Below are 24,374 nucleotides of genomic sequence, written 5' to 3'. Positions count from 1 at the left end.
CTATGACCCTCTGCTTGTAAGGCAGATGCTCTCCCAGCTGAGCTAAGATCCCATATTCTACTGCGTCTTACGTATCTCTCATCCGTAACCCGCTTTGCTATTATACTATTATCTTTCACCAAATGTCAACATCTTTTTATAAATTTTTTCCAAATTTTTTAATTTTTGTAACAGAGTTAAGTATGGTTACATACGTTTAATACCTTCATGTGCCAATTCCATACTTTCAATCGGAATTTCATTACTTGAATTATCTAAATCTTCTGATGTATATTTGACTGGCCATGCGTTCATAATTTCCCACTCTGCAGCAACTCTATTTAAGTCATCACGCAGCTGGATTTTTATTGTTTTTCTTTCACATGCCCTGTCTCCTGCGCTTTGCAACCAGATGATGAATTCAGCAGATGTCACAAGTCCCCATTTCAAAGTGACATTTCCATATTTTACATGTCCTGACTGTTTATAAACAGTATTGACACTGGATGTGCCTTCACGATACTCAATAGGATCGGTGGTAATATCTGTTGTACTGATTTCAGAAAATCCGCCGACTTCTTTTGAATCAATTAAAACAATATAGCAAAATTTTTTTAATGAATATATAGATGCCATTTTCTATTCTCTCCTTTTCGAACCTGCTTTTCTTCAAATTTCAAAACATTAATGTTTGGAATGCTGCCTTCCTATTATTTCTTGTGTTTGTGGGCGGTAATAATCGTATAGCTGTACGCATTTACCGTTATCAAACAGTCTTCTGCGTTTATGTACCAGTTCTTTCCGTTCCTTGTAATCACCGCATCTGAAGAATTGATTTTGTTCCTGCACCACTCTACAACATGATCTGTGTCTAAAGACAAATTCCTCTTTATCCGCAGCACTCCGAGTTCTGTAGTATGCAGCCTGTCTAAATTTTTCAGTAATTCAACTCCCATGTCTATTTTCACCTTTTACTGTTCAATTGTGCCATGTAATATTATATCATTCTTATCCTATTACGTCATTTCTTTTCTGTAAGGATACAAAAAGAAGCCCGTAAACACAGGCCTCTTCACAGATAGCGGAAACTGGATTTGAACCAGCGACACCACGGGTATGAACCGTGTGCTCTAGCCAACTGAGCTATTCCGCCATATTTTATTCGCAGCTGCGCATGTCCCATCCGCAACTCGCTTTGTTATTATACTATCATGCCGGGAGAATTGTCAAGCTTTTTCTAATTTTTTCTACAATTCAAACAAAGATAAAATCCTACCGGAACCAACAGCCGGATTTATGAATGATAGACCGGGAAAAATTCAGGCCTGCGCCACTCTTTTCCCCAGTCTATTTTCGTGGATGTCAGGCAAAAAACTTGCCTTTACATCCGATTATTTAAAATAATTAACTCCGGACTCAAAGATCTTGAGATCCTGCTCTCCGTATATGTTGATTGCCACAGAATCATCACGTCTCTCGGAGTGTGCCATCTTGCCGAGCACACGTCCGTCAGGACTTGTAATACCCTCTATCGCACAGTAGGAACCATTTACATTCCATTCCTCATCCATACTGATCACACCGTCAGGATCGCAGTACTGTGTTGCAACCTGTCCGTTTGCGAATAATTTATCTAGCCATTCCTGACTTGCAACAAACCTTCCTTCTCCGTGGGAAGCCGGGTTCGTATATACGCCGCCGAGCTGTGCCCCCTGAAACCAGGGTGATTTATTTGTAACAACTTTTGTATAAACCATCTTGGAGATATGACGTCCAATGGTGTTGTAGGTCAGTGTCGGTGAATCCTCTGTCTGTCCGGCGATCTGTCCGTAAGGAACAAGTCCGAGTTTAATCAGGGCCTGGAAGCCATTGCAGACACCGAGTGCCAGTCCGTCCCTCTCATTGAGGAGCTTTTCCACAGCTTCTTTGATCTTCGCATTCTGGAATGCCGTGGCAAAGAATTTCGCGGAACCGTCCGGTTCGTCACCTGCGCTGAATCCGCCCGGGAACATAATCATCTGTGCCTGGGAGATCGCCTTTTCAAATTCATTTACAGAATCCCGGATGTCAGCGGCATCCATGTTCTTGAATACCTTTGTAATAACCTTTGCGCCTGCCCGCTCGAAAGCCTTTTTGCTGTCGTATTCACAGTTCGTTCCCGGGAATACCGGGATAAATACGGTCGGCTGTGCGATCTTATGGCTGCAGATGTGGATATCCTTTGTATCATACAGCTTCTCTTCCAGAGCCTCATCACTGTCCGCGGAAGATTTTGTAGCAAATACTTTCTCCAGTGTCTCTGTCCATGCTTTTTCCGCCTCATCCAGAGTGATTGCAGTATTGCCATAGCTAAATGTCTTATCGTCTGTCACTTCACCGATCACGGTATAGGTAATTCCAAGCTCAGAAACTTTCTCTGCCGGTACTTCTGCGATCAGGTCACCAAATGCCGGGGCAAACAGCTCTCTTTCGTCCATGTTATGCTCGATCTTAACACCAAATGCATTACCGAATGCCATCTTGCTGACCGCTGCAATCACGCCGTGGCGGTCAAGGGCATAAGCAGATATAATATTACCGCTGTGGATATCGGCCGTAAACTTACTGTACTGATCCATCAGCTGGCTGTATACAGGAAGGTCATATTCATCCTTCTCGATTCTCATCCATACAATCTTGCTGCCGGCTTTCTTGAATTCCGGTGTAATGATATCTTTTTCAGTTGCCATATCTACAGCAAAGGAAACCAGTGTCGGCGGCACATCGATATCCTGGAATGTTCCTGACATACTGTCTTTTCCGCCGATTGACGGCAGTCCAAAACCGAGCTGTGCATTGTACGCACCCAGCAGTGCTGCAAACGGCTGGCTCCATCTCTTTGGATCTTCTGTCATCCTGCGGAAGTATTCCTGGAATGTAAACCGGATCTTTTTGTAATCCCCGCCTGATGCCACGATCTTGGCAACAGACTCAACAACTGCATAGATCGCACCGTGGTACGGACTCCAGCTGGACAGATACGGGTCAAAACCAAAGCTCATCATGGAAACACTGTCTGTCTTTCCATTTTGAACCGGCACCTTTGCAACCATCGTCTGTGTCTCTGTCATCTGGTATTTTCCGCCGTGAGGCATGAATACAGAAGCGGCACCTATGGAACCGTCAAACATTTCCACAAGCCCTTTCTGTGAGCATACGTTCAGGTCTTCCAGCACATTCAGCCATTTCTCTCTGACATCACCGACTTCATTTTTCACGAAAAGGCTTCCTTCCCTCGCTGGGATTTCCACTTCAACGGAAGTTTCCTGATGGGCACCATTTGTATCCAGAAATGCACGTGAAATATTCACGATCTCATTTCCCCTCCATGTCAGTACGAGTCTCGGAGATTCCGTCACTACTGCAACTTCAACTGCTTCCAGATTTTCTTCTTTTGCAAATGCAAGGAATTCTTCTACATCGCCCGGGTCAACCACAACTGCCATTCTCTCCTGAGATTCAGAAATGGCAATCTCTGTTCCGTCCAGCCCGGCATATTTCTTCGGTACCTTGTCCAGATCCACGCGAAGCCCGTCAGCCAGCTCACCGATCGCTACAGAAACACCGCCTGCGCCAAAGTCATTACACTTTTTAATCAGCTTACTTACTTCTTCTCTCCTGAAGAGACGCTGAATCTTACGTTCTGTCGGCGGATTTCCCTTCTGGACCTCTGCGCCGCATGTCTCGATGGATTCTTCTGTATGAACCTTGGAAGACCCTGTTGCACCGCCGCAGCCGTCACGTCCTGTACGTCCGCCTAATAAAATAATGATATCGCCCGGATCAGAAGTTTCCCTGATCACGGCGCGTCTCGGTGCTGCGCCTAAGACTGCACCGATCTCCATACGTTTTGCAACATAATCCGGGTGGTAGATCTCCTTAACCGCACCCGTAGCCAGTCCGATCTGGTTTCCATAAGAGCTGTATCCTTTGGCTGCGCCCCTGACCAGCTTTTTCTGTGGCAGCTTTCCTTTTAATGTCTCTGTCACAGGTACCGTAGGATCTGCCGCCCCTGTCACACGCATTGCCTGGTATACATAAGTACGTCCTGACAGCGGGTCGCGGATTGCCCCTCCAAGACAGGTAGCCGCACCACCGAAAGGTTCGATCTCAGTCGGGTGGTTATGTGTCTCATTCTTAAAATTAATAAGCCACTCCTCTTCCACTCCGTCAACCTTGACCGGTACAACAATACTGCATGCATTGATCTCGTCAGACTCTTCCTGATCCTGAAGCTTTCCTTCTTTTTTCAGCTTGCGCATCGCCATCAGTGCCAGATCCATCAGGCAGACGAACTTGTCTTCTCTTCCTGCAAAAATCTCACTGTGGTCTTTCAGGTACTGTCTGTATGTATCTACGATCGGTTCTTTGTAGTCGCCTTCACCGAAGGTGACATCTTTAAGCTCCGTCGAGAATGTCGTATGGCGGCAGTGATCTGACCAATAAGTATCCAGAACACGGATTTCTGTCATCGTAGGGTCTCTGTGCTCTTCACCCTGATAGTAATTCTGAATATGAAGGAAATCCCTGAATGTCATTGCCAGTCCCAGGGAATCGTATAATTCTTTAAGTTCTGCTTCCGGCATAACCTGAAATCCGTCAAATACCTTTACGTCTTCAGGTTCTTCAAAAACAGTCACGAGTGTTTCCGGTTTTCCGAGACCTGTCTCTCTGGAATCGACCGGATTGATGCAGTGGTTCTTAACCGCCGCAAATTCATCGTCCGTTACTGTGCCTTCAACAACATATGTTGTAGCAGTCCTGATGACAGGCTTTTCATCTTCCCTGATAAACTGGACGCACTGCTCTGCTGAATCCGCTCTCTGGTCAAACTGTCCCGGAAGGTATTCTACAGAAAACACACGGCTTCCTTCCTTCATTGGAAATGTCTCGTGATACAGGACATCTACCGGCGGTTCCGCAAAAATACCGTTGCACGCCTTATCAAAAGTCTCGTCTGTTATATTCTCCACATCATAGCGGATCAGGACACGCACGGCGCTCACTGTTTCAATCCCCAGGTAATGCTTGATCTCATGACGCAGTTCCTTTGCCTGAACGGCAAACTCCGGCTTTTTCTCCACATATACACGTTTTACATTACTCATATAGAATCTCCTTTGCATTTTATCACTATATTTTATATATTATCATACTTCTTCTGATAAGTACAATTAATATACTTAAACTTATTCATTAGTTTTCCTAATCTTTGTTTTTCGTCTCCAGACAGTGCTTCCTGCCAGCAGAATGAGAAGGGACGCAATAAACAGTATCCCAATTCTTATAACCATATCAGAAAAAAGTCCCTCCGGCAGCATCCTGATCATATAATCCTCTGCCGGGTCAAACATCCACAGGTCGTTGGAAAAGAAAATCTCATGGAACTTAGTGAATGCCGCATCAAAATCCCTCGAGAACAGAAATGCCAGCGCTGCCGTCGCGATGCCGGACACACCCACCGCAATCTGGAATGCCCTCGGAAGGACATACTTCCATCCGCCCTTCATAAGGATGAGCGCCGCCAGACAGACCAGCAGTACGATTACAGCCCCCGTCCTAAGGTGAAGCCCGCCGATAAACAACCCCTGTACATCCTCCATGTGCAGTCTGTCCTGTTCGTTAAAAAAGTCCTGCTTTTTACCTTCTACAGTCGTAACCACCTCCAACGTCTCTCTGTCGCCCCTTAAATAAGCCATCATTTCCTGAGTAACATACATCACGTCTTCCATCTCCATGTCAAGATCGGAAAGGACATCATACTTTTTATACTCTTTTTCATAGAAACCAAAATCCATGTACATCGCCGCCTGGAAACTGGAAATCAGCAGAATGAGAATCACTGCAAAAGATAAAACAACCCCCAGCAGCCATTCTGCCTTTTTCGTCTTCTTTTCTTCGTTCATCATGCCCACACTTTCATTCAATATCGTTTAATTCTTATATTTTATCATAAATCACATTGTAATTCACCACAATTTGGCTTATAATACTAACAATACTTATTAGGAGGTCTAATAATGGATATCAACTATGAACTGTATAAGGTCTTTTTTCATGTAGCATCTACCTTAAGCTTCTCAGAAGCGTCCAAACAGCTTTTTATATCACAGTCCGCTGTCAGCCAGTCAATCAAGACACTGGAGCGCAAGCTGGACCAGACATTATTTATCCGGAGCACAAAAAAGGTTCAGCTGACCCCCGAAGGCGAAATACTGCTCCGCCATATAGAGCCGGCCATGCATCTGATCCAGCGGGGTGAAGCCCAGCTTCTGGATGCCGCATCAACGGGGGGACAGATCCGCATCGGCGCCAGCGACACCATATGCCGCTATTTTCTTGTGCCGTACCTCGAAAAGTTTCACAAGGAATTTCCAAGTGCACACATCAAAGTGATTAACCAGACCTCTATCAAGTGCGTGGAACTACTGGAAACCGGGCAGGTCGATCTGGTCGTGGTCAACTATCCGAACAACTATTTAAGCAATGTATCTTCTATAAAAAAGATCACTAAATTCAGGGATGTCTTTATCGCCAACAGCGCTTTTGAAGACCTGAGGGGAAAAAAGCTGACTTACCAGCAGCTTTCCCATTATCCGATCCTCATGCTTGACCGACACAGCACTACCAGTGAATTCCTCCACAGGCTTTTCCAGCAGCACCAGCTTGACCTTGTGCCCGAGATTGAACTGACGAGCAATGACCTGTTGATCGATCTGGCCCGCATCGGACTGGGGATTGCATTTATACCGGATTACTGTATCAGACATGCAGAAGACGACCTGTTTGTCGTAGAAACAAAAGAAGAACTGCCCGGGCGCGAACTCGTAATCGCTTACAATGAACAGATGCCCCTGTCGAAAGCGGCGCGGGAATTCCTGAATTACTTTTAATAGTACCACCCATCCCTTTGTGCCGTCCAGAAATGAGGATATTACATGTTTAGAATTGGTGAATTTTCAAAGTTAACACAAGTATCTGTCCGTATGCTGCGATATTATGATGAAACCGGTCTGTTGAAACCAGAAGCAGTTGACTCATGGACCGGATACCGTATGTATTCCGCAGAACAAATCCCCCGGCTGAACAAAATCATTTATTTGCGTGACAGCGGTTTTAACGTCTCTGAAATAATAGCCGCTCTTAATAGTGAAAATGATTCTTTCATTATAGAGCAGCTTGACAGGAAATATAAAGAAATCAAATTCAATATACAGGCAGAGCAAGAAAAGTTAATGAAAATTGAACTTGCTAAAAAAGAATTATTAAGCGGGAAAAATGAAATACATTACAATGTTACTATAAAAGCTATTCCTGATTATTATGTTCTTTCATTAAGAAAAGTCATCCCCAGCTATTATGCCGAGGGTGAATTATGGCAGGAATTATCTGAATATGCAGAACAGCATAATATAGTGCATTCAAATGATACGTTTTCCATCTACCACGATGCAGACTACAAAGAAGAAAATGTGGATGTAGAACTATGCGCAGTGGTAAACAAGGCCGGGCCGGAGGAACCGCCTTTCCAGTTCCGGCACACAGATCCTGTCCCTGTCATGGCCTGTACGATGGTTTACGGTGATTTTTCAAATATTGCGTCTGCTTATCTTACATTTGCAGAATGGCTGCAGAATAACAGCCAGTATAAAATGAAAGAAGGAAGCAGGCAAATCGTACACCGCGGTCCGTGGAATGAGGAGGACCCTCAAAAATACTTAACTGAAATCCAAATACCCTTGCAAAAAACAGCGAAAACGTCTTGTAGATAAATTTACAGGACGTTTTTTCTTGACTCTCACATGATGTCAGGGTCTATCGTCTGCTTATAGAAAAGGAGGATGTAAAACATGTCAACTTATAAAGTAAATTCGATAGGAACTATCTGCAGCAGCAAAGAAGGAACTTTTATCCGGCTGGGCCCTGAATTTGTCCCCGCATTAAAGGCTCTGGATGGATTCAGCCATATCAATGTTCTTTGGTGGTTCAGTGATTTCGACAAGGAAGAGTTCAGGTCAATGCTGGAAACAGAACAGCCTTATAAAAATGCTCCTCAAAAAATGGGGATTTTTGCTACGAGGTCACCGATCCGTCCAAACCCGATAGCCTTGACAGCCGTAGAAGTCATTGATATAGATTATCAAAAAGGCGCTATTCAGATTGCTTATATTGATGCAAACAATAATACCCCTGTTCTGGACCTGAAACCCTATACACCCAGCCTTGATAAGGTAAAAAATTGCAGTGTGCCGTCATGGTGCAGTCACTGGCCTGAAAGTTTAGAGGAATCTGCTAATTTTGCATGGGAAGATGAATTCAACTTTTATTAACTTAAAATAAATGCTTAAAACAAATTAGCACTCACCTCTTGACAGTGCTAATAACATATGCTATATTACATATAGAACAAGAATAACAGATTTATTTTAGGAGGTATGGCATATGTTATTATCAAACAGAAGTTTTTTAAATGACTTTTTTAAGGATCCCTTTTTTGAAAGATCTTTCGATAACTCTACTACTCAGATTATGAAGACTGATATTCATGAGAAAGACAACAATTATCTTGTAGAGATGGAGCTTCCGGGATACGGCAAAGAAGACATCAAGGCCGATTTAAAAGACGGCTATCTTACGATTACAGCATCCCACGAGGAGACTCAGGAAGAGAAAGACCAGAAGGGCAACTGCATCCGCAAGGAGCGTTATACAGGATCCTGCAACCGCAGATTCTATGTAGGTGACCAGCTCAGACAGGAAGACATCAAGGCGTCCTTCAAAGACGGAATTCTCAGCTTATGTATACCAAAAGAGGTACCAAAGGCAATTGAAGAACAGCCGAAATATATCACAATCGAATAAGGAATCTCCACAGATTTCCATGAAACTTAAAGCAGGGAAGCCGCCGCATCATGAATCATTTATGACGCGGCGGCCCCCCTGCTTATATGGCATACTTAACTTCGTCTGGCCTTCGCTGCCAGATTTTCCTCTGCCCTTTCCCAATCCTTTTTTTGTGTGCTGTACATTTTCCTGTACAGAACGATATTGATAATCCCTGTAACACAGGCGCCCGCAAATCCGATCCACCTGATCCATTCAGGCAGGCTGTAATGAAAAAGCCGCTGTACATTTTCCCCCGTAGGGATCAGGCCAAGAAATATGAAACAAGTCATAATGACTTCTGACCTTCTAAGTGCTTCCTGATAATTTCTGCATCTGTCTATCTTCATAAATACTGCTCCTTTCTGTATCGAAAGGCATTCCCGCGTATCGAGCAGGGAAATATCCAGTGTATCATATGTCTGGTCGTGCGCCAGAAACATCCTGCACATTTCTTCTAATTCACCCAGCTGTTCCACTTCTTTTTTAATCTCAGATATTCTGCTTTGTACCACAGTATTAAGAGCAGTATCCCGGTTCTGGACCGCTTTAATCTCCGCGACAGAAATACCCAGCAGGCGGAGCACTTTTATTTTTTTCAGACATATGACATCTTCCTCTGAATAGTCCCGGTAATTATTCTCTGCATTTCTCATTGGGGTAACCAACCCCTGCTCTTCATAATAGCGGATGTTAGCCTTTCGGATTCCCACTTCTTTTTCTACTTCTTTGATGTTCATGGACTCCTCCTTTACTAACATTTAAAACTATCAAGCGGCTTGAATGTCAATACTTTACCAGAAGAAACATCAATTTTTGATTTTCTCCCAGAATTTTTCCATATGGGCATTCAAATTCTCCAGTCTGCATGTCTGGTACCCTTCCCACTCCCTTGGAAAAATTTCTCTGTACTGCCTTCCCATGAAGCGCTCATCGAGCAGGACGATGACCCCCTGGTCTTCCTCTGTACGGATTACTCTTCCTGCCGACTGCAGTACCTTGTTCATCCCTGGATACAGATAAGCATAATCGAATCCCCTCATATCCCTGCTGTCAAAGTATTGTCTCAGAATCTCACGGTCATTGCACACCTGCGGCAGCCCGGTCCCAATGATAACCGCCCCGATCAGCCTGTCCTCCGTAAGATCAATTCCCTCAGAAAAAATCCCACCCATAACACAAAAACCGGCCAGACTGGTCGTCCTCTCCTCCTCAAAAGTCTCCAGAAAAACCTCCCTCGCAGATTCATCCATAAACTGTGACTGGAGAATACATTCTATATCTGTCCTTCCCTGTATTTCGTTCTGGAAACACTCATATACATCCGCCATAAACCGGTATGACGGAAAGAAGATCAAATAGTTGCCCCTTTTTGCTTCCACCACCTTCAGAATATATTGTGCGAACTTATCATACATAGACGCCGAACGCATCGTATATTTTGTGCTGACGTCCGTTCCGAGCAGCAGCAGACGGTTTTCTTTTGGGAATGTGGATTCTGCATAGATCGCATAATCGTCCTTCTCCACACTGAGCAGCTTCTTATAATAATGAATCGGGAGAAGCGTTGCCGAGAAAAAGACCGTACTGTTTCCCTGTTCGAGATAAGTCTGAAGATTAACGGCTGGATTGACACAGAGTAATTTTAGTTTAAACCGCCCGTCCCTCTCCAGTTCCGTATATATCACATAATTTTCATCCATAATATCATGAATGTTCAGAAAATCCCGTACTTGAAAATAAAAGTCAAGTGTCTGCTCCCTCTTCTCCTCATTCTGTACGATCTCCAGATACTCCTCGAGTCCTGACATGATGTTCATCAGTTTAACAGCAATATGTGATACGCTGTCCAGCACTTGGTAATTCTCGCATTCGCGCTTCAGCATAAGGAGCTGCTTATTACATTCCTCCAGACGTTTTGCAAGGCCCGGATCTTCAGACTTTACCAGCTTCTTCATTTCCAGTACATCCTCTTTATAGAGAACGGCGCTGTACATCTCGCGGCCCCTCTCCACCAGATTATGCGCCTCATCAATCAGGAAAAGATATTCTCCTTTGTTCCCCTCCGAAAAGAAGCGTTTTAAATGTGCATTCGGGTCAAAGACGTAATTATAGTCACAGATAATGGCATCGGCCCATAATGATACGTCCAGTGCCATCTCAAACGGGCAGACCTTGTGTTTCTCCGCCTGCCGTTCCAGTTCTTCCCTGCTCATTTCATCCGAATTGACAATCATATCAAATACTGCATCGTTTACTCTGTCATAGTGTCCCTTGGCATATGGACAGTTATCCGGGTTGCATACCGCTTCCTCGCAAAAACAAATCTTCTCTTTTGCGGTCAGTGTAATCACTTTAAAACTCAGATCCTGCTTTTTCAGTGTCTGGAAAGCCTGCTCGGCCACGGTCCTTGTAATTGTCTTTGCCGTCAGGTAAAAAATACGTTCTCCCAGCCCCTCTCCGACCGCCTTCACGGCCGGAAATACGGTTGCCATCGTCTTTCCAACACCTGTCGGTGCCTGTATGAACAGCTTTTTCTTTCTGAGGATCGTACGGTAGACCGATGTTACGAGATTTCGCTGTCCTTCCCTATATTCAAATGGAAATTCCACATCCCTGATAGACGCATTCCTCTTCGCTTTCCACTCAATCTGGAACTTTGCCCATTTCTCATATCTCCGGACCAGTTCCTGAAACCATTCTTCCAAGTCTGTAAATAGAAATTCCTGCTTAAACTGCTTTAATTCCTCCGTCTCCATATGGCAGTAAGTCATCTGGACGCTGATCCTCTCCAGATTCTCCTGCTTCGCATATATGTATGCGTAACACTTCGCCTGGGCCAGATGTACATTTGAGGGTGCCTCTATATGGGCCAGATCCTTCAACACCCCTTTGATCTCATCAATGGTGGTCCCCGCTTCCTCTTCTATGATTCCGTCAGCCCTGCCTTCTACCTGAAGTACAAACCCTTCACATGCAGTCTGAATCTTTAAAGAAACCTCTGCACGATAATTAGAACCCATACGCCGCTGTATCTTGCGATGGATTCTACTTCCCTGCAGCATGGCATCCTTTTCTATGCCGCCAGATATTCTGTTATCTATATCCCCTTCCCGCAGAATAAACTCCACGAGATTCCGGACAGATATTTTAATCAATTCTTTTTCATCCATGTTTCCTATTGTATCACAAACCTTACTCTCATGGAAGACTAGATCACCACTACTAGATCACCACGGTAAACTGGATATAGTTCTCTCCCCCGATTTCCTCCTGGCCGACCATGATCTCCCCGCCTGCCTTCTCAGCTATCATCTTTGCACGGTAAAGCCCGAGTCCACGCTCTCCTTTTCTTTTACTCTTTGTCGAATAGCCGTTCTCGAAGAAATGCCCGATTGTCTCAAAAGATACCTTCTCATGCTGATTCAAAATCTGGAAAAAAAGGTGGTCCTGTCTGGAGTCCAGTAACATCCTCACTTTTCCGCCCTCACTGCCGCATGCTTCATATGCATTATCGACCAGAACGCCTACGATTTCAATCAGTCTGTGCTCAGAAACTCTGGATATAATCTCTTTGCTGCGGACTTCAATCTGTGTGTCTATGTTTTCATTTGAGCTCACGATCTTACTATACAAGAAACCAGCCAGCACTTTATCACTGATCCTGAGCAGAGGCAGATACTGGTTGCCGCCGTCCCTGCATATCTGTTTTATATACTCGGACTGTTCCTTTACAAGCTCGTCATATGTCCCCACGGTCAGATGCATGTTCAGAATGGCATTCAGGTGATTATCAAATTCGTGCTGTTTCGCGCGGATTTCTTTTACCAGTTCTTCCAATGGCTGTATATACAGCTGGTACATCATCAGTTCTTTTGTCTGCTCCTTTATGATGTCATTGTTTAGCTTCCAGTCGATCGTTCCCCAGATGATCACGACAAGGAACAATATGAATACAATGATCATCTTCAGGTCCAAAGTCCTGCTCACCTTTAAATCAATAACCAGATATACTGCTATGGCCAGTGACAGGAAACAAAACACACGGTATAATATCTTCCTTTTCCCTTTATTCATTCAACAGCCTCCTGACCTCCGCCTTATAGGTAACCCCTATATCGATCTCATCGGGGTACTTCTCTACCTGTATCATCTGATTTACCAGATCATAGTATTTTACATACTTCTTGTTGACAACAAACATTCTGTGACACTGGACAAAATCCTGCCCCTGAAGCTTTTCCAGCAGCTGGCGGATGGAGAGATACGGGACGTCCATCTGCTCATTTTTCAAATAAATGCACACTCCCCGCGGGATTGCCTTGCAAAAAATTATGTCTTCACATAGGATCTTATAATTAATTCCATCCTTTTTTACAATCACAAACGGCTTTTCGGCAGGGCGGGCATGTGTGAGCACCCTTTTTACAATCCGCTGTACTTCTTCCTCCTCGTAGGGTTTCAGAATATACTGGTAACAGTGAATCCGGCGGTATGCTTCGATTTCCAGAGACGCAACCGAGGTCAGCATCACTATAGGCGTCAATTCATACTTCATAATATCCCGCACCTCACCGGCAAACGTAAGGCCTGAGGCATCACTGCTGTCTTTGCTGTCCAGATTTACATCAAGCAGAAATAAGTCATAGGAACCACCGCCCGTAAGCAGATTCCTTGCTTCCCCCAGGTCTGCAGCTTCATCCGCCTTAATTTCAGCACCAATTCTGCCGATCATGGATACCAGTGCTTTCCTGCTTGGTCCATCATCCTCTAATATAAGTATTCTTGCCATATCCCTACTCCCTGTCCTCTGTAAAGAGTACGCCCCGGCTTGTTCTCTCCGGGGCGTATCTCAAAAAATATATCACTGCTGATCTTACTTTTCAGTCTCTTCAAACTTCGCGACTTCAGCGATTGTCTTAGTCAGTCCTGCGATTCCCTGCAGTTCTGAAGGAATAATAATCTTCGTCGCCTTGCCGTCTGCCGCCTTGGCAAATGCTTCCAGGCTCTTGATTGTCAGCACTGCATTATCTGCGCCAGCTGCCTTGATATATTCAATACCTTCTGCCGTAGCCTTCTGCACGGACCTGATCGCTTCGGCCTGGCCTTCTGCCTCTTTGATCCTCTTCTGCTTTTCGGCCTCTGCCTTAAGGATCGCCGCCTGTTTGGATGCCTCCGCTTCCAGAATAACGGATTCTTTCTCACCTTCGGCAACAAGAATCGTAGATTTCTTTTCACCCTCGGCCCTCAGAATGGATTCTCTTCGTTCACGTTCTGCCTTCATCTGTTTCTCCATCGCATCCTGAATTGCTTTCGGAGGCATGATATTCTTCAGTTCCACTCTGTTTACTTTAATTCCCCACGGGTCAGTCGCAATATCAAGAGACGTTCTCATCTGAGAGTTGATTGTCTCTCTGGATGTCAGTGTCTCATCCAGTTCCAGATCACCAATGATATTACGAAGTGTTGTTGCTGTCAGGTTCTCAATAGCCGCTATCGGACTCTCCACACCATATGCATACTGCTTCGGATCTGTAATCTGGAAGAATACAACCGTATCAATCTGCATGGTTACATTATCCTTTGTAATAACAGCCTGCGGTTCAAAGTCCACTACCTGTTCCTTTAAAGATACCTTCTTTGCAACCCTGTCAAGGATCGGAATCTTAAAATGCAGCCCCACACTCCATGTCTCCTTATAGCCGCCGAGACGTTCCAGTATAAATGCATGTGCCTGCGGTACGATTCTGACATTCGCCACAATAATGATAAGTAAAATGACCAAAATAGCAATCCCAATCCAAAGTCCCATATTCTAATCCTCCTCATATTTCTTTACAATCAGCTTTACACCAGATATACTGACTACTTTTGCCAGTGTCCCCGGTTCGAGCACTTCGCCGTCCTTTTCTGCTCTCGCAGTCCATTCGAGGCCGTTAACAACCGCCGTACCCGTCTGGGCCAGATTATCTACCGTCTCCGTAATTCTCACTATTTTACCTATCACGCCCTCATAATTGGTTTTCTCATGATGGGCGTTTATGTATTTTACCGCGAAAGGACGGGTAAAAAACAATAGTAAAAATGAGACTGCGAAGAAAGCGCCTACCTGCCATATTAAATTCAATCCTGCAATATTTAAAAGTAACGCAGCCAGAGCGCCCCCGGCAAGCCAGACAGATGTCAGCCCGACTGTAATAATTTCGATAACCAGAAAAACAATCAACAGTCCAAGCCATACAAATGCTTCTTTCTCCATACGTCTCCCTTCTCTCAAATTTCGTATTTCATCCGGCTTATAACCTCTTCCTGATGATAGTTATATGTTAATCCAGCTAACCCTATTATACAATACTTTTTGCGTGAATGCAGTGATTTCCTGTTTTAATGAAAAGCTTTTACAATTTAGCGGAATTCTGTCATATCCTGCCGGAAATGAATGGGAAGGTGATTTCTCTGGCAGGCCAGATTTTCCCTCTCTTTTATGGCAATCGATTTGCAGAATCCTTTCCATAATCTCTCATATTCCAATTCAGCCGTGGATACCTTTTCAGCCTCAGTCTGATCCAGTTCTTCCCCCTCTACGAGTATCCAGTTCATCCCTACTTTATGAACAAGAAACACCTTATGGGTCTTATCGTAAACCATCCAGTTTTCCAACGGGAAGCGATTCGTAAAATGATCGGCTATACAGGTGAGCACCCTGCCTTTTGGTGTGATCTCAGAGAGCAGTACTCCATTATCCAGTTCCCTGAAGCGGATGAACTCTGTAAAAAGATGTGCTTCATTTGCAACCTTCCTGCTCAGTTCAAAGACCTTTGCCACATGGGGATTGCTCAGATGCTCCATAATCTTCCTGCTGTCCTTAACCTTTCTGGCCGCAAGGATCGTCTGATAGACCGCATCTGCCTTCTCCGGGTCATCGGAGAGCAGTGCGTGATAAAGGTCCCAGTAAGCATTATACCCAAGATTGTTCTTTATCAACCGCTCAACGGCTATTGATTTTTGTTCTTTTTCATCTACCTCTCTGTATTCACAAAACAACTGTGGCATCAAACAGCCTCTAAGTGCAATTCCGGCCTCCGTATCCCTGCTTTCTTTCCATGCATCATAGATAGCCGAAAAGATACCAGTAATCGTATCATGACATATATAAACCTGTTTTGTACATACCATTTCTGTCTTTCACCCCACTATTGTCTGAATCTGAGCCTCTCTGAAATTCACATCGTCAAAAAGCGACAGCTGTTTAAATGTCATTCCTGTCACGGAATCAGGAAGCTTTTCTTTCGTGTTCAAAAGATTTCTCAAGATGTAATCTTCCTCAATTTTTGTCCTGTACATCATCTTTCCACTGCATGTCAGGAAATAGAGTGCCCGCTTCAGCACGACCCCCATTTTTTTGAGATCCTCAAACTGCAGTGTCCCCATCTTTCTCGCTTTAACAATTCTTGAGGCGGATTTGTACCCGATCCCGGGCACACGCAGGAGGGTATTATAATCAGCCTTGTTCACCTCAACGGGAAAATACTCCAGATGCTTCAGGGCCCAGTCGCACTTCGGATCAAGGAAAATATTAAAATTAGGATTATTTTCGTCCAGAAGTTCCTTTGCCTCAAACCGGTAATACCGAAGCAGCCAGTCTGCCTGATAGAGCCTGTGTTCCCGAAGCAGCGGAGGTCCTTCCCCTGTCTTTGCCGGAAGGGCCGAGTCCTCATTTACCGCAACAAAAGCAGAATAAAATACCCTTTTTAGTTCGAACTTTTTGTACAGGGCCTCTGCCACATTCAGAATCTGGTAATCTGACTCCGGGGTTGCCCCAATAATCATCTGTGTACTCTGCCCCGCCGGTACGAATCGGGGTGCATTCCTGTATAGTACGATCTCCTGCCGGTTATCCTGCATCTTCTGCTGGACAAGCCTCATGGGTGCAAGTATATTCTTTCTCGTCTTATGGGGTGCCAGAAGCTTAAGGCTTTCCGCCGTGGGGAGTTCCAGATTCACACTCATTCTGTCCGCCAGAAATCCCACTCTCTTAACAAGCTCCTGATCTGCCCCCGGAATCGCCTTGACATGGATATACCCTTGGAAATTACATTCATGACGCAGCTTATACAGCGCCGCATAGATCAGCTCCATTGTATAATTGGGACTTTTCAGAACACCCGAACTCAAAAACAGTCCTTCTATATAATTCCTCCTGTAAAACTCCATCGTAAGTGTGCAGATCTCATCCGGCGTAAATGAAGTACGCACAACATCATTCGAAGAACGGTTTACACAGTACTTACAATCAAAGATACATTCATTTGTAAATAATATCTTTAAGAGAGAAATACATCTCCCATCCGATGAAAAACTGTGGCAGATCCCTGCCTTGGAACAATTCCCCATTCCCGTGCCGTCCCCCTGCCTGTCAACCCCGCTGGACGTACATGCCACATCATACTTTGCCGCATCACTAAGAATTTGAAGCTTATCATATAAAGATATCTGCTCCTGAATTACCTCTGCCATCCCCTGCAACTCCTTTATCCCTGTAAATGAAAACACACCTGAAACCGTACAATATATCATCCTGTCTGGCTTCTGCCTGAAACGCCCTTTGTAGAACGTTTGTTCTGTTTATTATGATAGCATAACTGTTTCTGATTTACAAGAACATTTGTTCTGTTTTTATATTTTACAGCAAACGGAGTATGCTCTCTTTTATAAAGTATAAAACACCCGGAAAGGAACACCTGATTAACTTACATCAAGTTTCCCCTTCCGGGTGTCTCTTATACTGTCAGAACCGCTTCATCAAGGGGGCCGTAATTCCGGCGCTTTTAAAGCTCGTTCCTGATATCTTGTTTTACTCGCATTCTCTGATGCGTTTCCTTAACGGCAATACCATAGATGGTGATACAGAAAGTTCATCCAGTCCCATCTTCAGGAATTCTTCTGTCAATTCCAGGTCAGCACCAAGTTCACCGCAGATCCCGATCCACTTTCCTTCCGCATGTGCATTGTCAGCCGCCATCTTAATCATGGCAAGCACAGCCGGATGGTGCGGGTCATAGAACTCGTCCAGTTTTGAATTCTGGCGGTCAATTGCAAGTGTATACTGGGTCAGGTCATTTGTTCCCACGCTGAAATAATCTACTTCTTTTGCGAGTTCACGGCTTATCATTACAGATGCCGGCGTCTCGATCATGACACCAAGTTCCACATCCTCTTTGTAAGGGATGCCTTCTGCCTTCAGTTCCTCTTTGACCTCTGCTATGATTTCCTTTATCTTATGAATCTCTTTGATTGAAATAATCATCGGAAACATAATGGAAATATTGCCAAACATTGCCGCACGGTATAAAGCACGCAGCTGTGTCTTGAAAATCTCGGTCCTTGTCAGGCAGATACGGATTGCACGGTATCCAAGGGCAGGGTTTTCTTCCTTATCCAAGTCAAAATAATCCACCTGCTTGTCCGCACCGATATCCAGTGTACGGATGATGACTTTTTTCCCGGCCATGTTTTCAGCAACCTGCTTATAAACAGAAAACTGCTGTTCTTCTGTCGGGAATGTATCATTCTCCAGATATAAAAACTCACTTCTGAACAGGCCGATGCCGCCTGCATCATTCTTCAGGACCGCACCCACATCGGACACATTTCCGATATTGGCATATACATTAATCTTCTGTCCGCTCTTTGTTACATTTTCTTTTCCCTTGAGCTGTTCCAGAAGTGCTTTCTGTGCCAGGTCCTTTTCGCGCTTCTCCTGCATCACTGCCAGAGTCTCTTCGTCAGGATCAATATATAAAGTACCTGTAAAACCATCGATCACTGCCATCTGTCCATCGTACTGCGGACTCAGTGATTCTCCCAGACCAATTACGGCCGGGATATTCATTGTCCTTGCCAGAATTGCAGTGTGGGAATTTGATGATCCATAAATGGTGGCAAATCCCAGAACCTTGCTCTTATCCAGCTGTACGGTCTCACTCGGTGCCAGATCATCGGCTGCAATAATAGAAAGCTCATCTGTCTGCTTCACGCCCTCACCGACACCGCACAGGATATCCAGCACGCGTTCGGAAACATCCTTTACATCGGCCGCACGCCCCTGCATGTAGGCATCATCCATTGACGCGAACATCTGTGCAAAGTTGTCCGCCGTCGTAGCGACTGCAAACTCTGCATTTACTTCCTGTGTACGGATAATATTCTCAATGGATTCAATATAGTCAAGATCCTCCAGCATCATCTGGTGAATCTCAAAGATCATGGCATTCGCTTCGCCGACATCTTCTATTGCTTTGTTGTAAAGTTCCTGAAGCTGGCTGACTGCCGTGGCCTTTGCCTCCTGAAAACGAGTACATTCTGCCTCTACATCATCTACATGTGAACGTTTAATTACTTTTTGGTTTCTCTTATAAAAAGAGAGCTTTCCGATGGATAATCCACCGAATACACTTTTGCCTGTTAATGTAATCATAATACCATCCTTAAATTAATGAATTTATAAGTTAGCCTTGAAAAATTCTTCTAATTCTGTGATTGCTGTATCTTCATCTTCACCCTCTGCTGTCATAACAATCTCTTCACCTGTCTTAACGCCTAATCCCATAACGCCGAAGATTCTCTTTGCATCAGCCATCTTTTCACCTTTTCCGATTTTGATGTCTGATTTGTAGCCTGCAGCCTGCTTAACGAGAAGACCTGCCGGTCTTGCATGGATTCCCTCTGGATCTGTGATAACATATTTAAATTCCTTCATAATATAACTTCTCCTCCTGTTTTTTATTTTAACTTAGTTAAGTATATAACATATTCGCAAGTTTTTCAATTGCTTAAAAGCTTTTCGTTTGTACTTATAAAGAAACAGGTTACTGTGCACCCCCCCTGCGGGCGTGCACAGTAACCTGTTTCTTCATGGCCCATTATGCAAATAAAGGTGTGGACAGGTATCTCTCGCCTGTATCCGGAAGTAGTACTACAATTGTTTTTCCTTCATTTTCCGGCAGTTTGGCGGTTTCAACCGCTGCATGCAGCGCGGCTCCTGAGCTGATACCAACCAGAACACCCTCTCTGTGAGCGAGTAGTTTTTCGGCATCATATGCTTCCTCGTCCCTCACCTGTATGATACGGTCATAGATCTCTGTATCCAGTACTTTCGGGATAAATCCGGCCCCGATCCCCTGCAGGCCATGCGGTCCCGGTTTTCCTCCAGACAGGACCGGGGATCCTGACGGCTCGACTGCAATAATCTGGATATCTGCATTTTTCTCCTTTAAGTAAGTTCCTGTTCCTGTAATGGTACCGCCCGTTCCGACTCCCGCCACGAAAATATCGACCTTACCGTCTGTATCTTCCCATATCTCAGGACCTGTCGTCTCAATATGGGCCTGCGGATTCGCATTATTTACAAACTGTCCCAGAACAATTGCCTGATCCAGCTCTTTTTCCAATTCTGATGCTTTTTCAATTGCACCGTTCATTCCCTTTTTCCCGTCTGTCAGCACAATCTCGGCCCCATAACCGAGCAGCAGCTTTCTTCGCTCTATACTCATGGTCTCAGGCATAACAAAAATTGCCTTATATCCTTTTGCGGCGGCCGCTGAAGCCAGACCAATCCCTGTATTGCCGCTTGTCGGCTCAATGATCGTGGCGCCGGGGCTTATCAGCCCCTTTGCTTCTGCGTCTTCGATCATCTTCAGTGCAACGCGGTCTTTCACGCTTCCCGCTGGATTAAAATATTCAAGTTTCACAAGCACACGGGCCTTCAGTCCCAGCTCCTTTTCAATATTAGACACTTCTAAAACCGGTGTCTTCCCGACTAATTCTGTAATGCTTTTATAAATCTTTCCCATATCTTACCTCCTGATCTTCTTTTATCTATATATATGCCAATGCCTGTTCCAGATCATATAAAATGTCGTCTATATGTTCTGTTCCTATGGAAACTCTCACTGATGTTGGAGTAATTCCCGAATTTTCCAGTTCCTCTTTTGTCATCTGAGAGTGTGTTGTGCTTGCCGGGTGGATAACCAGTGATTTTACATCCGCCACGTTGGCCAGCAGTGAAAAAATTTCCAGATGGTCTATAAATCTTTTTGTGTCTTCCTCGGAACCATTTATTTCAAAAGTAAATATAGAAGCCCCGCCCTTTGGGAAATATTTCTGGTACAGTTCATGGTAAGGGCTGTCCGGAAGGGAAGGATGGTTCACCTTTGCCACCTTCGGATGGTTCTGCAGGAATTCCACTACTTTCAATGTATTTTCGACATGTCTCTCGACACGCAGTGATAATGTCTCCAGCCCCTGAAGGAATAAAAATGCATGAAGTGGAGCGATCGTTGCCCCCGTATCTCTAAGAAGCACTGCACGGATCCTTGTTACGAACGCTGTATTACCGGCTGCCTCACAAAACCTTACACCGTGATAATTGGGATCTGGTTCGGTCAGCTGCGGATATTTCCCGGAAGCCTCCCAGTCGAACTTCCCACTTTCTATAATCACACCACCCAGTGCCGTCCCGTGACCTCCGATAAACTTGGTTGCAGAATGAACAACAATGTCTGCGCCGTATTCAAACGGCCTGAGCAGGTATGGTGTGGCAAACGTACTGTCAACCACGAGTACGATTCCATTTCTGTGCGCGATTTCTGCCGCTTCTTCTATATTAATCAGGTTTGCATTCGGATTGCCAATTGACTCGATAAAGATCGCCTTTGTATTTTCCTGAATTGCTTTCTCAAAAGCCCCTGCCTCGTCCGGATCTACAAACGTTGTTGTCACCCCCTGATCCGGCAGTGTGTGTGCCAGCAGATTGTAGCTGCCGCCGTAAATGTACTTGGACGCTACGATGTGGTCACCCTGTTTAGCAAGATTCTGGAAGGTATATGTTATGGCCGCCGCACCGGAAGCAACTCCCAGTGCTGCCGTACCGCCCTCCAAAGCAGCTATCCTCTTTTCAAAGACTTCCTGCGTGCTGTTCGTCAGCCTGCCATAAATATTCCCCGGGTCTGCAAGGCCGAAGCGCTCAGCTGCATGCTGACAGTCACGGAATACATAAGATGTTGTCTGGTAAATAGGAACCGCCCTTGAATCGGTCGCCGGATCCGGCTGCTCCTGCCCAACATGTAACTGAAGTGTCTCGAATTTTAATTTTCTGTCCTCTGTCATTTTTTTGTCCTCACTTTCTGCCTTTGATGTCTTCCCTTACAATTCAGATGTAATACATGTTAGAACTGTAATCCAGATTTTCTTTGTACTCCGTAACAAGCTGCTCCAGAGTACGCTGTCCCAGAAGTTCATTCACCTGCCTGTCTATCTCATCCCAGACCAGTTCCTGAATCGCTCTTTGCACTGCATCCTGATCTTCTTCGCCATTCTTGTCAATGATCGAAAACTCTCCTTCCAGTGCTTCCAGTATTTCTTTTACTGTAATACTTCCTGCGCTGCGTGCAAGCTTATAGCCTCCTCCTGCACCCTTTACACTTGCAACAATCCCGGCCTTTCTTAAAATTCCAAAAACCTGTTCCAGATAATTCAGCGAAATGTTCTGTCTTTTCGCGGTCTGTATCAGGGAAATAGGCCTCTCCTGAGAGTTCGCCGCCATGTCTACAAGGGCCCTGAGCCCGTATCTTCCTTTTGTAGATACTTTCATATAACACCTCCATTTTCATTTCCTACTATTTCGATAAGTATTATATGTTTTATGTTATACACCTTTTTTCCTACCATGTCAATATAGTTTAACAAATTTTCTGGGATTTTTTTCCGGAGATCTGTAGCGAAATGCAGACAGCCTGCACCATGCAGTCTCTGTAACTGCATGATGCAGGCCGTCTGGAACCTGTTTAATGAGTTTAAAGTACATACCGTGCATCTATTATCAGACGCACATCAGGATTCGTCATTAATCTCGTCTACTCTTTTTAAAATATCTGCTATGGTTATATTTTCTACTGTATTTGTAATTGTTTTCCACATACTTCCCCACGTATTTCTTGTCGGACAGAGATCACAGGAAACTCCACAGTCACTTTCTTTCGTCAGACAGTGGACCGGGGTAAGTTCTCCTTCTACTGCAGTAAGCACATTTTTCACAGTAATATCTTCACAGGGGACTGTCAGGCAGTAGCCTCCGTACGCCCCCCGTACACTTTCTACCAGCCCCCGCTGTTTCAGGGCCTTGATAATTCTCTCCAGATATTTTTCGGACAGGTTTCTTCGCTGTGCTATATTTTTAAGACTCTCTAAACGCTCAGGTGTGGAATTCATGGCAAGATCTACGATGATTTCCAGGGCGTATCTTCCTTTTGTTGACATTTTCATATATGATATGCTCCTTTATCTGTGCAGCATGCTTTACTGCCATATTATGCCCGCAGCTTTCCCCAGGCTCCCGGACTGTTCTTCCCTCCTTATTTTAAACAAAAACCTAGAAAAATACAATCTTTCTTTTATTTACGTCAAAATTCTATTTTTCGACACTTTTTGTGTATTTTTACAAAACCTCACGTAAATACATTGACTTTCATTGTTAAATATGCTAATCTAACACAGTATCGAGCCACATAAAAGGCCGTTACAGCACTATACTATTTATTTTTTATTTATGGAGGGTAACACAATGACAGGTACAGTAAAATGGTTTAACAACCAAAAAGGTTATGGATTCATCTCTGACTCAGAAGGAAATGATGTATTCGTACACTACTCAGGATTATCAATGGATGGATTCAAATCTTTAGAAGAGGGTCAGGCTGTTGAATTTGATGTAACAGAAGGAAGCAAAGGACCTCAGGCAGTTAATGTAGTCAAACTTTAATCAGAATTTTTAATGTACCTTTAAATATATAAATTCAGTATTAGATTTAATATTTAAAAGAATTACAGCAAAATGAGATTAAGAAACCAAAAGATATCCGGATGTATTCCGGATATCTTTTTTGTTTCGAAAACGAAATTCGTTTTTCATCCACACTCCATAAATCGGAAGGGAATCCTGATCTACAGAAATTCCCCTCCGCACATAACACTTAAATCTTCACATTAGAAACATATGCTTCTGACGCTTCCCATACATCAAATCCGCTGCCTCTTAAAATATCCACTACCCTTGCCGGATCATCGGTCTTAAGAACTGCGGATGCATCGGAACCATTTGCAAAAGCGTACATATACTCGATGTTCACTTCGCCTTCCACGATCTGGTGCATTGCTTTGCTCAGGGAGCCTGTGGCATGTGGAACACGCAGTGCAACTACGTCCGTCAGCATTGCTGTGATACCGTTCTCTTTGAGAACCGCCCTTCCTTTATTCGGATCAGATACGATCATACGCAGCATCCCATAGTCTGATGTGTCTGCCAGACTCAAAGCCACGATATTGACGTCATTGCTGGCAAGTACTGCAAGGACCTCATCCAGCCTTCCTTCCCGGTTCTCGAGAAATACTGATAATTGTTGAATTGTGATACCCAT

At 44.4% G+C, this 24,374-nt stretch carries 24 protein-coding genes and 1 tRNA gene; 5 read left to right on the top strand and 20 right to left on the bottom strand.

From position 1 onward, the window contains the following. Window positions 1-186 precede the first annotated feature (186 nt). The 5 genes from ABIN22_RS09510 to ABIN22_RS09490 form a co-directional block, all read right to left on the bottom strand. A complete protein-coding gene (locus ABIN22_RS09510) occupies window positions 187-615 on the bottom strand; it encodes a phage tail protein (protein ID WP_346908161.1) in 429 nt (142 codons plus the stop codon). A gap of 74 nt (window positions 616-689) precedes the next feature. Next, window positions 690-935: a DUF3781 domain-containing protein gene (locus ABIN22_RS09505; protein ID WP_109733195.1), complete on the bottom strand. Its 246-nt coding sequence runs from the start codon at window positions 933-935 to the stop codon at window positions 690-692. A 123-nt stretch (window positions 936-1,058) separates the two neighbouring features. Further along, window positions 1,059-1,132: transfer RNA gene (locus ABIN22_RS09500), tRNA-Met, on the bottom strand. 238 nt (window positions 1,133-1,370) lie between these two features. Further along, the gene (locus tag ABIN22_RS09495) at window positions 1,371-5,126 is read right to left on the bottom strand and encodes a phosphoribosylformylglycinamidine synthase (RefSeq protein ID WP_346908159.1); all 3,756 of its coding nucleotides are present in this window, start codon (window positions 5,124-5,126) and stop codon (window positions 1,371-1,373) included. Between the two features lie 81 nt (window positions 5,127-5,207). Beyond that, a complete protein-coding gene (locus ABIN22_RS09490) occupies window positions 5,208-5,927 on the bottom strand; it encodes a TIGR01906 family membrane protein (protein ID WP_346908157.1) in 720 nt (239 codons plus the stop codon). A 111-nt stretch (window positions 5,928-6,038) separates the two neighbouring features. Between ABIN22_RS09490 and ABIN22_RS09485 the strand changes: the two genes are divergently transcribed. The 4 genes from ABIN22_RS09485 to ABIN22_RS09470 all read left to right on the top strand — a co-directional run bounded on the left by ABIN22_RS09485 (window position 6,039) and on the right by ABIN22_RS09470 (window position 8,880). After that, entirely contained in the window at window positions 6,039-6,911 is an 873-nt protein-coding gene (locus tag ABIN22_RS09485) for a LysR family transcriptional regulator (protein ID WP_109733193.1), read from the top strand. A 45-nt stretch (window positions 6,912-6,956) separates the two neighbouring features. Continuing rightward, window positions 6,957-7,790 carry a MerR family transcriptional regulator gene (locus ABIN22_RS09480; RefSeq protein ID WP_109733192.1) on the top strand — a complete coding sequence of 278 codons (834 nt, stop codon included), beginning with the start codon at window positions 6,957-6,959 and terminating at the stop codon, window positions 7,788-7,790. 78 nt (window positions 7,791-7,868) lie between these two features. Next, window positions 7,869-8,348, top strand: coding sequence for a tRNA (N6-threonylcarbamoyladenosine(37)-N6)-methyltransferase TrmO (gene tsaA / locus ABIN22_RS09475; RefSeq protein WP_346908155.1), 480 nt, complete (start codon window positions 7,869-7,871; stop codon window positions 8,346-8,348). Window positions 8,349-8,460: 112 nt separating this feature from the next. Further along, complete coding sequence (locus ABIN22_RS09470; RefSeq protein ID WP_109733190.1) at window positions 8,461-8,880, top strand: Hsp20/alpha crystallin family protein; 420 nt, start codon at window positions 8,461-8,463, stop codon at window positions 8,878-8,880. Between the two features lie 95 nt (window positions 8,881-8,975). On the opposite strand, the gene ABIN22_RS09465 is transcribed toward ABIN22_RS09470, so the two are convergent. The 14 genes from ABIN22_RS09465 to ABIN22_RS09400 all read right to left on the bottom strand — a co-directional run bounded on the left by ABIN22_RS09465 (window position 8,976) and on the right by ABIN22_RS09400 (window position 23,223). Then, on the bottom strand, window positions 8,976-9,641 hold the full coding sequence (locus ABIN22_RS09465) for a MerR family transcriptional regulator (protein WP_346908152.1): 666 nt from the start codon (window positions 9,639-9,641) through the stop codon (window positions 8,976-8,978). Between the two features lie 69 nt (window positions 9,642-9,710). Beyond that, window positions 9,711-12,074 carry an ATP-dependent DNA helicase gene (locus ABIN22_RS09460; protein ID WP_346908150.1) on the bottom strand — a complete coding sequence of 788 codons (2,364 nt, stop codon included), beginning with the start codon at window positions 12,072-12,074 and terminating at the stop codon, window positions 9,711-9,713. Between the two features lie 52 nt (window positions 12,075-12,126). Beyond that, window positions 12,127-12,978, bottom strand: coding sequence for a sensor histidine kinase (locus ABIN22_RS09455; protein ID WP_118620318.1), 852 nt, complete (start codon window positions 12,976-12,978; stop codon window positions 12,127-12,129). Continuing rightward, window positions 12,971-13,693, bottom strand: a complete 723-nt coding sequence (locus ABIN22_RS09450) for a LytR/AlgR family response regulator transcription factor (RefSeq protein ID WP_109733186.1) — start codon at window positions 13,691-13,693, stop codon at window positions 12,971-12,973. Before ABIN22_RS09450 ends, ABIN22_RS09455 begins: the two co-directional genes overlap by 8 nt. 84 nt (window positions 13,694-13,777) lie before the next feature. Then, a complete protein-coding gene (locus tag ABIN22_RS09445) occupies window positions 13,778-14,713 on the bottom strand; it encodes an SPFH domain-containing protein (RefSeq protein WP_109733185.1) in 936 nt (311 codons plus the stop codon). A 3-nt stretch (window positions 14,714-14,716) separates the two neighbouring features. Next, window positions 14,717-15,160 carry an NfeD family protein gene (locus ABIN22_RS09440; RefSeq protein ID WP_109733184.1) on the bottom strand — a complete coding sequence of 148 codons (444 nt, stop codon included), beginning with the start codon at window positions 15,158-15,160 and terminating at the stop codon, window positions 14,717-14,719. Window positions 15,161-15,306: 146 nt separating this feature from the next. Further along, window positions 15,307-16,077, bottom strand: coding sequence for a TIGR03915 family putative DNA repair protein (locus tag ABIN22_RS09435; protein ID WP_346908147.1), 771 nt, complete (start codon window positions 16,075-16,077; stop codon window positions 15,307-15,309). Between the two features lie 9 nt (window positions 16,078-16,086). Beyond that, window positions 16,087-17,418, bottom strand: a complete 1,332-nt coding sequence (locus ABIN22_RS09430) for a putative DNA modification/repair radical SAM protein (RefSeq protein WP_109733182.1) — start codon at window positions 17,416-17,418, stop codon at window positions 16,087-16,089. 337 nt (window positions 17,419-17,755) lie between these two features. Then, window positions 17,756-19,378 carry a phosphoenolpyruvate--protein phosphotransferase gene (ptsP, locus tag ABIN22_RS09425; protein ID WP_346908145.1) on the bottom strand — a complete coding sequence of 541 codons (1,623 nt, stop codon included), beginning with the start codon at window positions 19,376-19,378 and terminating at the stop codon, window positions 17,756-17,758. Between the two features lie 24 nt (window positions 19,379-19,402). Next, the gene (locus ABIN22_RS09420; protein WP_346908143.1) at window positions 19,403-19,660 is read right to left on the bottom strand and encodes an HPr family phosphocarrier protein; all 258 of its coding nucleotides are present in this window, start codon (window positions 19,658-19,660) and stop codon (window positions 19,403-19,405) included. Window positions 19,661-19,823: 163 nt separating this feature from the next. Further along, window positions 19,824-20,753 (bottom strand): cysteine synthase A, encoded by a 930-nt coding sequence (cysK, locus tag ABIN22_RS09415; RefSeq protein ID WP_346908141.1) that lies wholly within the window; start codon window positions 20,751-20,753, stop codon window positions 19,824-19,826. Window positions 20,754-20,778: 25 nt separating this feature from the next. Continuing rightward, on the bottom strand, window positions 20,779-22,068 hold the full coding sequence (locus tag ABIN22_RS09410; RefSeq protein ID WP_346908139.1) for an O-acetylhomoserine aminocarboxypropyltransferase/cysteine synthase family protein: 1,290 nt from the start codon (window positions 22,066-22,068) through the stop codon (window positions 20,779-20,781). A 43-nt stretch (window positions 22,069-22,111) separates the two neighbouring features. Continuing rightward, window positions 22,112-22,552: an RrF2 family transcriptional regulator gene (locus tag ABIN22_RS09405; RefSeq protein ID WP_109733177.1), complete on the bottom strand. Its 441-nt coding sequence runs from the start codon at window positions 22,550-22,552 to the stop codon at window positions 22,112-22,114. A 239-nt stretch (window positions 22,553-22,791) separates the two neighbouring features. Beyond that, window positions 22,792-23,223 (bottom strand): RrF2 family transcriptional regulator, encoded by a 432-nt coding sequence (locus ABIN22_RS09400; RefSeq protein WP_118620311.1) that lies wholly within the window; start codon window positions 23,221-23,223, stop codon window positions 22,792-22,794. Between the two features lie 298 nt (window positions 23,224-23,521). On the opposite strand from ABIN22_RS09400, the gene ABIN22_RS09395 reads away from it, so the two are divergent. After that, window positions 23,522-23,719 (top strand): cold-shock protein, encoded by a 198-nt coding sequence (locus ABIN22_RS09395; protein ID WP_109733175.1) that lies wholly within the window; start codon window positions 23,522-23,524, stop codon window positions 23,717-23,719. Between the two features lie 211 nt (window positions 23,720-23,930). Here the strand turns inward: ABIN22_RS09395 and ABIN22_RS09390 are convergent, their stop codons facing one another. Next, window positions 23,931-24,374 (bottom strand): ACT domain-containing protein, encoded by a 444-nt coding sequence (locus ABIN22_RS09390; protein ID WP_109733174.1) that lies wholly within the window; start codon window positions 24,372-24,374, stop codon window positions 23,931-23,933.

The sequence above is a fragment of the Faecalicatena orotica genome (assembly GCF_905197545.1).
Taxonomy (GTDB): Bacteria; Bacillota; Clostridia; order Lachnospirales; family Lachnospiraceae; genus Faecalicatena_A; species Faecalicatena_A orotica.
This window is presented reverse-complemented; position numbering and strand designations above follow the sequence as displayed.